General features: G+C 64.8%; 10 protein-coding genes and 1 pseudogene. 2 read left to right on the plus strand and 9 right to left on the minus strand.

Going from position 1 to position 13,438, the window contains the following annotated elements:
- Positions 1 to 224 precede the first annotated feature (224 nt).
- The 7 genes from BMY69_RS13620 to glgP all read right to left on the minus strand — a co-directional run bounded on the left by BMY69_RS13620 (position 225) and on the right by glgP (position 9,362).
- On the minus strand, positions 225 to 911 hold the full coding sequence (locus tag BMY69_RS13620; RefSeq protein WP_090179143.1) for a hypothetical protein: 687 nt from the start codon (positions 909 to 911) through the stop codon (positions 225 to 227).
- A gap of 118 nt (positions 912 to 1,029) precedes the next feature.
- Positions 1,030 to 2,262, minus strand: coding sequence for an ABC transporter permease (locus BMY69_RS13625; protein WP_090179145.1), 1,233 nt, complete (start codon positions 2,260 to 2,262; stop codon positions 1,030 to 1,032).
- A gap of 1 nt (position 2,263) precedes the next feature.
- Complete coding sequence (locus tag BMY69_RS13630; protein ID WP_090179148.1) at positions 2,264 to 3,562, minus strand: ABC transporter permease; 1,299 nt, start codon at positions 3,560 to 3,562, stop codon at positions 2,264 to 2,266.
- Between the two features lie 107 nt (positions 3,563 to 3,669).
- Positions 3,670 to 4,410, minus strand: coding sequence for a LytR/AlgR family response regulator transcription factor (locus BMY69_RS13635; RefSeq protein WP_090179151.1), 741 nt, complete (start codon positions 4,408 to 4,410; stop codon positions 3,670 to 3,672).
- Positions 4,407 to 5,516: a sensor histidine kinase gene (locus BMY69_RS13640; protein ID WP_177191176.1), complete on the minus strand. Its 1,110-nt coding sequence runs from the start codon at positions 5,514 to 5,516 to the stop codon at positions 4,407 to 4,409. Before BMY69_RS13640 ends, BMY69_RS13635 begins: the two co-directional genes overlap by 4 nt.
- 148 nt (positions 5,517 to 5,664) lie before the next feature.
- Positions 5,665 to 6,633 carry a bifunctional enoyl-CoA hydratase/phosphate acetyltransferase gene (locus BMY69_RS13645; protein WP_090179157.1) on the minus strand — a complete coding sequence of 323 codons (969 nt, stop codon included), beginning with the start codon at positions 6,631 to 6,633 and terminating at the stop codon, positions 5,665 to 5,667.
- 296 nt (positions 6,634 to 6,929) lie between these two features.
- Entirely contained in the window at positions 6,930 to 9,362 is a 2,433-nt protein-coding gene (gene glgP / locus BMY69_RS13650; RefSeq protein ID WP_090179159.1) for an alpha-glucan family phosphorylase, read from the minus strand.
- 135 nt (positions 9,363 to 9,497) lie between these two features.
- Between glgP and glgX the strand changes: the two genes are divergently transcribed.
- A complete protein-coding gene (glgX, locus tag BMY69_RS13655) occupies positions 9,498 to 11,660 on the plus strand; it encodes a glycogen debranching protein GlgX (protein WP_177191177.1) in 2,163 nt (720 codons plus the stop codon).
- Between the two features lie 207 nt (positions 11,661 to 11,867).
- A complete protein-coding gene (locus BMY69_RS13660; protein WP_177191178.1) occupies positions 11,868 to 12,353 on the plus strand; it encodes a host attachment protein in 486 nt (161 codons plus the stop codon).
- Positions 12,354 to 12,427: 74 nt separating this feature from the next.
- Here the strand turns inward: BMY69_RS13660 and BMY69_RS19935 are convergent, their stop codons facing one another.
- On the minus strand, positions 12,428 to 13,003 hold the full coding sequence (locus BMY69_RS19935; protein WP_255364552.1) for an erythromycin esterase family protein: 576 nt from the start codon (positions 13,001 to 13,003) through the stop codon (positions 12,428 to 12,430).
- Positions 13,004 to 13,065: 62 nt separating this feature from the next.
- Positions 13,066 to 13,215 (minus strand): annotated as a pseudogene (locus BMY69_RS19940) (erythromycin esterase family protein); the annotation flags it as partial.
- Positions 13,216 to 13,438 lie beyond the last annotated feature (223 nt).

Genomic DNA, 13,438 nt, shown 5'->3' on the forward strand with positions numbered 1-13,438 from the left:
GGGCGTCCCTGGTGGTGGCGCGACGTCGTCCGTCACGGCGGCGGCGGGTGTATGGCTGTCAATCATCATGCATTCGCTAGCGGCGCGGTAGCCTTGGCCTCGGTAGGCATCGGCTTGACGTGTTCGTGCTGGTCCTGAAGTTGGCAATATGGCGTCAGCATGTAACGCACCGGCCCGATCCGGGTTCTAGCGCAGGCGCCCTTCCGTGGGCGCCCGCCTCTTCGTTAGCTCGCGTCAGTGCTCGGCGCCACTGCCGCACGCAGCCGCTCGCATTCCGCTGTGACGGCGCGCAGCTGACCAGTCAGCTGCGCCGCCAATGTGCCCTGGGTCCAGGCCGTGGCTTCCAGTCCGGCAAGTCGGTCGTTCTCCGTGCGCAGCACGGCAAGTTCCTGTTCTGCACTCCCAAGGCGCTCGCGCAACCCGGCCACCTCGCTCGTTCGCTGATCGCGCAACGCGCGCGCATCCGCGAGGTCCACTTCTCGCTGCTGAGCTGTGGCGGCCGTCGTTGTGCGTTCCGCGTCGAGCCGCTCTCGCTCATTGGCAAGCTCAGCCTGCAGCAGAGCGACGCGCTCGTGTGTAGCCGCGAGGGTTGCCTGGGCCTGACCGAGCTCGTCGCGCATTTTGGCGTGGGTCTCCGTCAGCTGGTCCAGGGCCCCCTGGGGGCCGTCGGCGACGGCTCGCCATCGGGCCAGTTCCGCATCGTCCGCCGCCACCCGCTGCCTAGTCGCCTCGAGCGTCGCGGTCAGGCCCTGATTGGCGAAGTCGGCGCTTCGCACCTGCTCGGTGAGATGATCGATCAGACGCTGACGCTGAAGTTCCTCCCGAGCCAAGATCTCACGCTCCTTGGCCAGTGCGGCGCGGTCGGCGCCCAGGGCCTCCATGCGCGCGACCAACGCCCGCTGGCCAATCACCAGTTCGTCCTGCTGCGGCGCCCTGCACCTTCAGGCATTAGATCATCGCGTCCGTGGCATGCCCATCGCATGCCCCTTGGGACACTGCATCTCAGCTCGACGTGTGCCTTTCCCGTGCTCAGCCATCTCGGGTCGCCACGACCGGCGGTACGGCAGCAGCACGAAGCGCGGGCCCCAACACCGCGAGCTGGCCGATTAACCAGAGTGCGATCGCGCCGACGGGGAGATAGGTCGACGGCAGCCGCGGCAGTTCGTAATGCTGCATGAGGAGCAGGTTCATGCCATAGGCCAACCCCATCCCCAGTGCGATGCCGATGGTCGCCAGCAGGAAATTCTCGGTCTGGAAATATCGAAGGATGTCGCCACGCGTAGCCCCGAGGGCGCGGCGCACGCCGATGGTTCGGCGGCGTTGTGACACCCAGAAGCTGGCGAGCCCCGCGATTCCCAAAGCGGTGATGGCGAGCATTGCCGCGATGACTCCTGCGAGCATGCCCGTCATGGCACGGTCCCGCTCGAAGAAGCTTTGGCGTACATCGTCGTAAGTGCGCTTCTCGAGCACGATGCGATTCGGGTCGAGACCCTCGAGGGCCGTCAATGCGGATATCAGCACCTGCTCGCGGTCTCGCGATGCGGTACGGATCAGATAGCTGCCGCCCTCCGTCGCTGTCAGGCGTATCGGGTAAACGATGCTGTATTGGGGGCCGTTCTGCAGATCGTCAGGGCGCGCCAACGGACCACTCACGCCGATCACCTGCAATGGGATGTCGTCGCCGACGTAGATCGTCTTGCCCAGTGCGCTCTGACCAGGCCACAAGCGTGCAGCGACGGCTTGGGACACGATCACCGCGTGCGGCAGACGCGTCATGTCGCTTGCATGCAGTGCGGGCAAGACGGACTTGAGATCGAGCAGCTCGTCGGATCGGAAGTCGCGTCCCGACTGCAGTCGAACCCCCAACGTAGCCAACAGGTTCTGTCCGTAGTAGCTGGCCACCTCCAGCGAGTCGTGCTGCTGATTGGGGCGCAGCTTGATGCCACTATTGGACATGGCGTAGCCACTGAGAGGCAGCTGGTTTGCCAGCGCCACGGCCTGCACCCCGGCGATCTGCCGCAACGTGGCCAGATCGGCTTGTGCCTGCGCGTAGGCATCCGGGCGATCGCCCACGTAAGCAAACTGGATCTGCAGGAGTTGGTGCTCGGCGATGCCGCTGGGGATATCCATGCGCTGCAGACGCTGGCGGATCAGGAATACCGCGTTACAAACGATCGCGCAGGTCAGCGCAATCTGAACGATCAGCAGTAGTGCCGTGATCTTGTGCCGCAGCAGCGTGGAGAGAATCGGGCGGATTTCCATGTCAATGCCCCTTCAATTGCAGGCCGGGACTGACGCGAGAGGCACGCCATGCGGGCAGCACACCGGCCAGGAGACTGGCGCCGACCGCCAACAGAAATGTCAGGAGTAGCATCGCGCCATCCAGGTGTGCGAGCGGTGCGTAATCCGCCGGCTGCCGGCGCACCATCCACAGGCCAAGGCAGGCCAGCAGCAGGCCGCCCAGGCCACCGGCCAGGCCGACCACGCCGGATTCCACCAGCAATTGGACAAATAGCGCCTGCCGCGATGCGCCCAGGGCACGCCGCACCCCCAGTTCGGGTGCGCGACGCAGGAACTTGGCAAGCATCAGCCCCACCGTGTTGACCAGGCAAACGAGCAGGAAACCCAGCGCCAGCCAGGTTTGCAGCTGGACATCACCCGGCACGACCTGCCGGTAATCCAGCCACTGCATCAGGTCGCGCAATCGTGTATTGGGTGGGCGCTGGAAACGGCCGAGCGACCGCTGCTCCTCCGAGTAATGGACGAGGAACTGCCGGTAAGCGGCCACCTGCCCTTGCGTGTGCAGCTGCACCCAGAACTGCAGCCACACGCAAGGCGCCGCCGGGGTGGCATCGGCCCCGCCGTTGCCCCAGCAATCGGCGCCGCCGAGGTGCGCGAGGTGCAGATCCTGCGAGGTGGACAGCGGCAGGTAGACACCCTCATGGCTGCCGTAGTTCGTGACGTTGAGATCATAGAAGTGCGGGTTCGGACGCCAGTCTCCCAGCACGCCGATGATGCGAAGCGGATGCCCATAAAGGCGGATCATGCGACCGCGGCTGTCCCTACCCCCGAACAACCTGTCGTTGAGTCTGCTGCTGATCACGGCGACCGCCGCGCTGGCTGCATCCTCGGATGCACCCCACGCTTGTCCATACCTGAACGGCACGCGGAACATGGAGAAGAAGTCGGCAGTCGTGTACCGAGCAGGCTCGTAGAACGGGTGGAGTGCCGACTGCGCGGGCTGGATGGCTACCGATCCGCCCGTCATCAAGGCCTGTTGATCCGCCCGCTTCGCCTGCAACAGATTCATGCCATCGATCCAGGTGACCTGGCCCGGCGGCTCGGCCTGGGGTTGGTACCCTTGCATATCGCGCGGGTCGAGTTGCGGCGCGTACAGCGTGCTGCTCGCGCCCGGCAAAGGGTCGCCTGAAAGCACGTGCAATACCGTCAACGTGGTCATGCTGGCGCCTATGCCCAGCGCAATCGCCGCCACCATCAATGCGGTAAGCGCTCTGTTTCGCCCGAGGCTGTGCAGCGCGAGATCGAGGTAGTAGCCGAACATCTCTTTTTCTCTCCCGGACCTTCCGTGATTGGGCGAGATTGAGCTTTCGCCGCCAAGCACGCGACGGAACGGGGGCGAAAGGAGACGCAGGCGTGGCAAGGTGGACGTTACCGCCCCAAGCGGGCGAACAAGGCTTCGCGATATCGACGGCTGAGACGGAGGACGCGACCGTTGTGCAGGTGAATCTCGTGGTCACCCTTGAAGAGCGGCGTGAGCGAGACGATCGAGCCGAGGTTGACGGCTGTCGACTTGTGTATCCGCACAAAGCGCTGTCCACCCAATTGGGACAGCAGGTCCTGCAGTGTCCTTCTGATCAGGTAGGTACGCACCGCCGTGTGCACGTGAACGTAGTTGTCGTCGGCCTGCAGCCATTCGACCGAGGCCGCATCGATCAGCTCCAGTCGTTCACCATCCGGCACCAGCAGGCGATCGCAGGCCGGAGAGCGCTCACGTCCGATCGCCACCGCAGCAGCGCCGGACTGATGCGTCCGGATCCTTTCCCTCACGCGCTGCAGCGTCCGTGCGAGGCGCTCCCGGTCGTAGGGCTTCAGCAGGTAGTCGACGGCATTGAGGTCGAATGCCTTCACCGCATGCTCGTCGAACGCCGTCACGAAGACGACGAGCGGCGCGCTCGACGGCTCGAGCTGTGCGGCGACCTGGAGCCCTGACAGGGTCGGCATCTGGATATCGAGAAAGGCCACGTCCGGCTGGCAGCGATCGATGCACTGCGACGCAGAAAAGCCGTCTTCTGCCGATCCCACCACGGTCATGTCCCCCTGCTCGGAGAGCCAGTGCCGGAGCTTCTCGCGGGCAGGTGCCTCGTCGTCGGCGATTACCACGCGGATCACGGCGCGGCGTCCCCCATCGGTATCGCGATGCGTGCAGCCACACCGTCGTCATCGTTGTCGACCCGCAGGGATGCCGCGCTGCCATAGATGATGCTCAACCGCTCGCGGCAGTTGCGCAGGCCGACGCCATCGCGCTGCTGCGGCGCCAATCTGGAACCCGAGTTGCGGATGACGACCTGCAGCGAGCTGGCCTCATGCCTGACGCTGACCACGATGCGCACATGGTCCACCCTGGGCTCGACCCCGTGCTTGAATGCGTTCTCCAGCAGGGGCTGCAACAGCAGCGAAGGAACTGGCGTCTCGAGCAGGGTTCGGTCGACCCGCCACTCCAGCATCACACGATCCCGGAACCGCTCGAGCATGATGCCCGCATAGAGCTCGAGCATGCGCAGTTCGTCTGCAAGCGGAGTCATCTCATGCTCGTTGGACCGGAGACTGATGCGCAGCAGGTCACCGAGCCCGGCGACCAGCCGGTCGGCACGCTCCACGTCGGTATGCATCAAGGCGGAAACAGTGTTGAGCGCATTGAACAGGAAGTGCGGCCGAATCTGCCCCTGTAGGCGGGCAAGCTGTGATTCCGCCAACGCCCGCTGCGTCTGCAACAAGTGGCGCCACTGGATCTGCCATTGCCCGAAAGACTCGATTCCAAACAGCACGCCGAGCCAAAGCCCGGAGAAGTACGTCAGCTTGAGGCTCTCGTAGACAATGACGAAGCCCCAGCCCGGGTGGTCATAGCTACGGTCCGCCATGGCGTAGACACCAAGCCGGATCGCGTATACCAAGGCGATCCAGCTGATGAAGACCAGCGGCAACCATCGCAAGTAACACCCGAACCATGTCAGGGGTCGCCCCAGGTGCTGCGCATAGCGGCCTCGTTCCCGCACGGCAAGCAACGTCCACCCTGTCGAGACCAACGCGGAACTCCCCTCCCAAAGGACCGGCTCCCACCACCGGGTGAGCGGGTCGTGCAGCTCGTTTCCGATGGACACGCTGATCATGAGCAGCCAGAACCCGCCCCACAGCGCCCAGAACGTGGGGATGGTCTTGGGAGAGAGCGTCACCCCGTGGCCGGAGTGGACGCCTACCGCTGGCTGGCTGGGGCGCATGGTCATCGGGGAGAGTGTAGCCGCGCCCACGGCGTCGCTGGTTCTTTGCGTGGCAAGCGGGACATGCGAGGGGCGAAACGGACATCTGTCTCGCCCTACCCCCGATGCCGATCAAGTGCTTGCATCCGCTACCGGAGCGAGCGAAGGCTCAACATTGCGGACCAGTGGAAGCCGCGACCTGCGTGGCGAGCAGCACCGCGAGCGCAGCGGACGCGACGCGAGCCGCGGCACCGTCAGAGCGGCTGGTGAGCGCGATGGGAACCGCTCCCCCAATGACAACGCCGGCCGCGATGCCATCGGCCAGGAGCACAAGCTCCTTCGCCAGCAGGTTGCCTGCCTCGAGGTCCGGCACGATCAGAACATTGGCCCGGCCGGCAACCGTTGGGGCTAGCCGTTTCTTCTCGGCTGCCGCTGGGCTGATGGCCGCATCCAATGCTAACGGGCCATCGACTGCCGCACCGCTGATCTGGCCGCGCTCGGCCATCTTGCCCAGCGCGGCAGCCTCCACCGTCGCCGGCATCGAAGCGTGCACTGTTTCAACGGCGGCAAGGATGGCGACCCTGGGGTGGTGAATGCCAATGGCAACAGCCAGCTCAATCGCGTTCTGGCAGATGGCGCGCTTCTCTTCCAGGCTGGGCCGCACGCTCAGCGCACCGTCACTGATGATCAGTGGATGGGCGTATCCGGGGACGTCGATGGCAAACGCATGCGACATCCGCTTTCCGGTCCGCATATGGGCTGGCCGGCTGAGCAATAAGTGCATCATCTCAGCCGTATGCAGATCGCCTTTCATCAGCGCTCGTACCTTCCCGTTGGCCGCCGCGCTGGCGGCATCCATGACGGCGCTGGCGGCGGTCGGTGAGGGATGGATGGCGATGCCTTCAAGTGACCGCCCGAGTTCGGCCGCCACCTCGTTAAGGCGGTCCGCAGGTCCGAACAAGGTGGGATCGATCAGTCCGAGGGCCGCCGCCTCGAGCGCCCCATGTAGCGATGGTCGGTCGCACGGGTAGATGATTCCCATAGATACCGCAGGGCGAGACTGGCAATCGCCCAGGAGTTGCCGAAAGCGGTGATGGGTGGAGCGCTCACGGAACACATTTGTGCTATCAGTAACCATGGCTGCACCCTCCCATGGCGCGGATGTTACGGCGCCGCGGCGCGAGCGATTTGATATGAATCACGCCCATTGGTCAGGAGAGGCATGCGGTCTGTCGGCTGTCGGTTGGTTGACCCTCGGCACAGTGACGCAGGGGTGGCCAAGTGTCGGTACACGGTTCGTCCCATGGCTTCGATGCAGGCTACGCACTGGCCGTCCTGGAAGGTGTCTCGCCGCCAGCGGGCAGTTCGGCCTTTACAAGGCAGGCACGGCGTAAATCATGACCCGGTGGCATGTGGCGCGGCAGTTGGCATGCTTCAATGCTGCCAGCTGATCAAGGGCAATTCGGCAGGGAGGAAGGCATCCTCATGCCATGGCCGTGCGCGCACGGTGTAGTGTTCAGCGGGACGGATGGCCTGGAGCACGGCCGTGAATTCGTAACCGCCATTCGCGCCACCGATCGGACCGCCGCCCTGCATGGGGACGCACTGTCGTGGGAAGCCGTCGTGTTCATCCGCATACAACTCCACCCTGGCCCAACGCATCTCGATATCTCCGAGGTATACCTGAGCGCGGAACCGCCACGACTCATCCTCTAGAACGACCTCGACATCCCCCATGCGCACCTCGTGCCAGTGCTCACTCACGTGGCGCGCCCATTCGGCCAGGTCGTTCGGCGGCACGCGTCGTCGCAAGGCGTGCGCCGCGGGCACGTAGAAATACTTAAGGTAGTCACGCAGCATGCGGTTGCTGCTGAACCGTGACGTCAGCCGCGACATGCTGCTTCGCATGCGTCGTACCCAATCGGAAGGCACGCCATGCGAGTCACGCTCATAGAAGCACGGTACGATCTCCTCCTCGAGCAACGTGTACAGGCACGCCGCATCCTCTGCATCACCTGCCCCGCTTTCAATGGCCCAGCCACAAGTGGGGTCATACGCCTCGGCCCACCATCCATCCAGGGTCGATACGTTCAAGCCACCGTTCACGAGTACCTTCATTCCGCTAGTCCCGCACGCCTCGCACCGCACACGCGGGGTGTTCACCCACGCATCCACGCCCTGCACGATGCGCTGCGCCAGCGCCAGGTCGTAGTCCTCGAGGAAGACGGCGCGGCCGAGCACATCGGGGCGCCGAGTGAACTCCGCCCAGGCCCGTACCTGACGCTTGCCGGCGGCATCATCCGGGTGTGCTTTTCCGGCGATAATCAGCTGTACTGGATGCGTTGGGTGGGTCAGCAGTGCGACCAGGCGCGCTGGATCATGAAGCAACAGGTCCATGCGCTTGTAGCTCGCGAAGCGCCGGGCGATACCCACTGTCAGCACGTCGGGATCCAGGCACGGTCGCGCCAGTCGTTCGCGCGCGAAGCGGACGAGATCAGCCCGCTGCACCGCCGCAAGTTTCCACAGTGTCATATCGTCGCATGCCGCCAAGGCCGCTTCGAGGCAGCTAAGGTCGCCACGCCACGGGCCTTTCCCGCAGGTTGCCGTCCACAACGCATCGGCTGGAGCCGAATCCCAGGAAGGCACATGCACCCCATTGGTGACGTGACGCACGGGCACATCGGCGAGCGGCCAGCGGGGGTAGAGTCCTGAAAAGAGCCGGCGGCTCACCTCGCCGTGCAGCCGGCTGACCGCGGTGGCCTGCGCACAGCCGCGCAAGGCGAGGTAGGTCATGTTGAAAGGCTCTTCGTCGGCTAGTGCATCAAGCCGCCCCAGTGCAAGCAGGCTGTCCAGGGAAAGGCCGCAGTCAGCGAGCAGACCCTGTGCGTACTTCCGTACGAGCGATGCAGGGAACGCATCGAAACCCGCGGCTACCGGCGTGTGCGTAGTGAATACGTTGCCTGCCCGGGTGGCCCACAGCGCTTCCATGAACGATACGTTTCGCTCATGCATGTAATGGCGTGCGCGCTCGAGCACGACCAGCGCCGCGTGACCCTCGTTGAGGTGAGCCACGGCGTTTTGCTTCCCCAGCACGGCTAAGAGGCGCCAGCCACCGATGCCCAGGACGATTTCCTGCAGGAGACGCGTCTCCACACCACCGCCGTACAGCTTGGCAGTGATGCCCCGGTCGACGGCTTCGTTGAGTATATGGTTGCTATCGAGCAGGTACAGGAGGGTGCGACCCACGCGCGCTTCCCACACACGCAACCGCAGCAGCCGGCCGGGAAGCGGCACCGATATTTCGCGCCAGGCGCCGTCGGGCCCAGCCGAAGGCTGTATGGGAAGGCCGATCGGGTCGTTATATGGGTAGGCTTCGCGTTGGTCACCCAATGCATCAAGCGTCTGCCGGAAGTAGCCCTCCTGGTAGAGCAAGCCGACACCCACCGCCGGCACGCCGAGATCACTCGCCGTTTTCAGGTAATCGCCAGCGAGGACGCCTAGTCCACCCGCATAAAGCGGCAGCGCTTCGCTCAACCCGAATTCCATGCTGAAGAAGGCGACCCCGGCATCCATGTCGCGAGGCCAGTCCCGCTCGCACAAGCCGTGCCTCGCCAGGTAGTCGGCACGTTCGCGCGTGGCCGTCCGCAGCCGTTCAAGGAATGCGCCATCGTCGCGCAAGGCATCCAGGCGTGCCTGCGTAACGTTCTGCAACACCACCCAGGGATTGTGAGTGGCATCCCACAATTCCGGATCAAGCTGCCGCCAGAGACCGTCCACTGCGTGGTTCCACGTCCAGCGAAGGTCGAGCGCCAGGTCGGTCAAGCCCGTGAGCTCGTTAGGGAGCGCGCGTGGAAGGACACGGTGCATGGGACGACGCTCCCGACCAAGGGCGGCAATCGCCACGATGTACCACCCCGCGGCACGCGCGTTGACCAGGATCAAGCACGCTGCTCCCACGTGCTGGTCTCATGCCGTCTCACTCCCCGCGATGGCACGGCTTGCGTGGCAGCCTTCGTTCTTACCGCCGGCACACCGCAACCCTTGGGCACCACCTGGGATGGCGACGGCGTGAACCTGTCCGTGTACTCACGCAATGCGGAACGGGTGGAGTGGTGCCTGTTCGATGAAGGGGGCACGGTGGAGATCGCACGCCTGCCCCTGCCGGCGCGCGATGGCGATATCTGGCACGGCTACCTGCCGGGCGCGCAGCCCGGGCTGCTCTATGGCCTGCGTGTCCATGGCCCGTATGCGCCCGAGCACGGCCATCGTTTCAACCCCTCTAAGTTGCTCATCGATCCCTACGCCAAGGCATTATATGGGACTTACCGGTGGGACGATGCAGTCTTCGGGTACGCGCATGGGCCGCACGGCATCGGGGAGGGAGCGGACGACCGCGATAGCGCACCCTTCGTGCCACGCAGCGTAGTGACCGCACCGCTGCCAGGGCCACGACTGCGCCCTGCCCGGCCGCGCACGCCGTGGATCGACACCGTGCTTTACGAGATGCACGTGAAGGGCTACACCATGCGCCATCCCGGTATTCCCGAGGCACTACGCGGCACGGTAGCCGCCCTCTCTGACGAAAACCTCATCGCGTACTGGCAGGCGCTGGGCGTGACGACACTGGAATGGATGCCAATGGCCGCATTCCTGGACGAGCAGGAAGTGGCCGGGCGCGGCTTGACGGACTACTGGGGCTACAACCCGATTGCGCCGTTGGCCATCCACGCGCCTTATCTGGCCACGGGGGACGCGCGCGAGATGGTCGAAACGATTGACCGCCTTCACGCGGCCGGCCTCGAAGTCGTCATCGACGTGGTACTCAACCATACGGCCGAGGCCGGCGCCGAGGGCCCGACGCTCAGCTTGCGCGGCCTGGACAATGCTTCCTATTACCGCCTCCAGCAGGGCTGCCCGGCGCGCTATGTCAATGAATCGGGATGCGGAAATACACTCGACCCCAGCCAGCCGGCGGTCATTGGGCTCTTCCATGCGGCGCTGAGGTACTGGGCGTGTGACATCGGCGTCGACGGCTTTCGCTTCGACCTTGCCACGCTACTCGGCCGCTGGGATACCGGGCAGTTCGATGCAAGCGCGCCGCTTTGGCGGACGATCGCCGCTGACCCGGATCTTCGCGATCTGAAGCTGGTGGCCGAACCGTGGGATGCCTCCGCGCACGGTAATGCGCTAGGTGCCTTTCCTTCACCGATCCGTGAGTGGAATGGCCGGTACCGTGACGATGTACGCCGCTTCTGGCGGGGTGATGGGCATAGCCGTGCCGCCATGGCGACGCGGCTAGCCGGGTCGGCCGACATCTTCAGCCGCCGTGGCCGGTGCCCGGGCATGGGCATCAACTTCATCACCTGCCACGATGGCTTCACGCTCGCCGATCTCACGGCCTATGCCGGCAAGCACAACGAAGCCAATGGGTTCGATGGACTGGATGGCAACAATGACCCGGGCATGGAGATCGACGGAAGAGAGGGCGAAACGCAGAATGCGGATCTGCTGGCGGCCCGGCGGTGCCGGCGTCGCGCGATGCTGGGTACATTGGCTCTTTCGCGCGGCGTACCCATGCTGCTGGCAGGCGACGAGTTATCGCGCACGCAGCTAGGTAACAACAACGCCTTTTGCCAGGACAACGCTATAAGCTGGCTGGACTGGAGCGCCCTGGGCGACCCGACGCGCGACCTTTCCGACTGGGTTGCCGCCGCGCTGCGCCTGAGGCGCATGTTCACGTTCCCACGCGTCGACGCGTTCTACACCGGCACATCGATCACCGGTGAGATCGACGACAGGGATATCCGCTGGTTCGAACCCGATGGCGGGGAACTGGATGCGCAAGCGTGGGAAAACGGAGCGCAGTGCGGGCTTGGCATGCTGGTGAGTGGTACCGTATCTGCCAATGGCCCACGCGAACGCGTGTTCCTCGCACTAAATCCCGGGAAGACTTCGCGGGCATTCCATCTGCCTGCACCCGCCGGGGCCACCACGTGGCGCATCGTGCTCGATAGCGATAAGGGGGCATGTACCGCCGCGAACGCGGTGGTCGCCTATGGCAGCGGGGTCCAGCTCGCCGCCCACAGCATGCTTGTCCTCGTCGCCGTGCCTGACGGCGGGTACGTGACTCAGCCGATCGCCCACGCGCGGTCCAGCACGATGTAGCCGCTGGCCGCCAGCATCGCGATCACGCCCAGCGCCACGTCGACGCGGGCGCGCAGTTGATCCAGATCAACCGCGATGGCAACGCACAGGCCAAGAATGCCATGCCAGTTGGCGGTAGTGAGCGGTGGGTGCCACTACCCGCGAACTCTTCTTCGAAACCAGCCTTCCCCACCGTCTTCTCCCACTGACACATTCGGGTATGCCGCGATGTCCCATGTCTGGATACTGGTCTGCGATGCCGCCCGGGCGCGCCTGTTCGAAGCCCAGGACAGAACGCATGCGTGGAACGAGCTCGCTGGCTTTGCCAACCCCGTGCTGCGCATGCCTCCGGCCGCGCGGGGCTCCGGGCGGAGCATTCCGCGCGTGCATGACAGCAGGGGCGCGGCCAGGCATATCGTTACACCCCGTGTATCGATCAAAGACCACAGCGCAAGGCTTTTCGCTCATGACCTGGCAGTGACGTTACGGGACGCCTGTTCGCATCGCCGTTATGCGCGGCTGCTGCTGGTCGCGCCACCCCGTTTTCTGGGGACCCTGTCCGCCGAGATGGGCGGCCTGTCGAGCGCGCGGGTCGCCGGCACCCTCGGCAAAGACCTGGTCGGCATGACCGCGGATGTGCTGGAGCAGCATGTCCGCATGGCGTTCCCACGCGAATTTGCCGACGTATCGAAGCGCGCGATCGCCGCGGGCTAGCCGAGGCACTGCGCAGGATCATTACAGGCATAGCGAGAAACAACGCTCCCTTCCAAGGCGCACATGCGCACGCATCAATCCAGCGGGTCGAGCGCGTGCGTTTCATCCAGATGGAATAACGCATCGAATTGCCTTGCCACCCTTACCCGGAGATAGTGGCTCTGCAGCTCCGTTTCAGGCAGGTAGAGAACGCCGATAGCGCGTTGCAGCATGGGTTCGTCCAATCCGGCGGGTGGGTCCGGCGTGAGCGGCATGTAGAAGACCTCGAGCCCGCTGCGGTAGAAGAGGTGCTCGCAGCTTCCCTCCACCGCCCTCGTGACGATCCTGCTATCTCCTTCACCGCCCCATTCCCGCGCCGCCCTCACCGTGCCGGTATAGGTGGTGAAGCCGACAAGAAAGGCCGGGCCAAGCGCCGTAGCCATGCGTGACAGCTGACCGAGGTTATATTCGCCCGCCAGGGACATGTCCGTGGCACGGGCGTCGCCGATGTGCGAGTTGTGCGCCCACACCACGATGCGCCCGGCCCGCCCCTGACTACGCAGATACGCCTGCAAGGCGGCAAGCGTCTGCGCCATGTGCGCATCGCGCATGTTCCAGCTGAGCGCGCGTGGACCAAACATCGCCCGGTAATACGATTCGGCGTTTGCCACGACATGTGCACCACGAAGGCGAGCACCGCCGTATTGCGCCACATCCAGCGAGGAAACCGCTCGAACTCGCCCAGACTGGCAGCGGCACTATCGCCGCCCCCTGACCCGCGGACAAACCGGTTAACCCGGTAACAATCGGGCCAATCGCCTTCCACCGCCACACCGTCGAAGTGCCGCTCTTCAATTAACCGCTGGGTGATGGCGGCACGCATCCGGTAGAACTCGTCGGTACCGTGCGTGGCCTCGCCTATGAGTACAAGGCGAGCGCTGCCCGCCCGCTCCAGGACATCGTCGTAATCCGCCGACGCGCCTTCGAGCACCGTGGCGGTCGAACGAATGCTGTCGATCTGCGAACGCTCTGTCACGGGGAGGCCTGCGTGCGAATCAATAGGGCCGCGATGCCTTCCTGATCGCGCTGGGGAGGCCAGCACCTCA

The organism is Luteibacter sp. UNC138MFCol5.1 (assembly GCF_900110505.1).
GTDB lineage: Bacteria > Pseudomonadota > Gammaproteobacteria > Xanthomonadales > Rhodanobacteraceae > Luteibacter.

Bases quoted from the DNA above. Each gene is read 5' to 3' on its own strand.
- BMY69_RS13625 (WP_090179145.1), bottom strand. From the start codon at position 2,262: ATGGAAATCCGCCCGATTCTCTCCACGCTGCTGCGGCACAAGATCACG.
- BMY69_RS13630 (WP_090179148.1), bottom strand. From the start codon at position 3,562: ATGTTCGGCTACTACCTCGATCTCGCGCTGCACAGCCTCGGGCGAAAC.
- BMY69_RS13640 (WP_177191176.1), bottom strand. From the start codon at position 5,516: ATGCGCCCCAGCCAGCCAGCGGTAGGCGTCCACTCCGGCCACGGGGTG.
- BMY69_RS13645 (WP_090179157.1), bottom strand. From the start codon at position 6,633: ATGGTTACTGATAGCACAAATGTGTTCCGTGAGCGCTCCACCCATCAC.
- glgP (WP_090179159.1), bottom strand. From the start codon at position 9,362: ATGCACCGTGTCCTTCCACGCGCGCTCCCTAACGAGCTCACGGGCTTG.
- BMY69_RS13660 (WP_177191178.1), top strand. From the start codon at position 11,868: ATGTCCCATGTCTGGATACTGGTCTGCGATGCCGCCCGGGCGCGCCTG.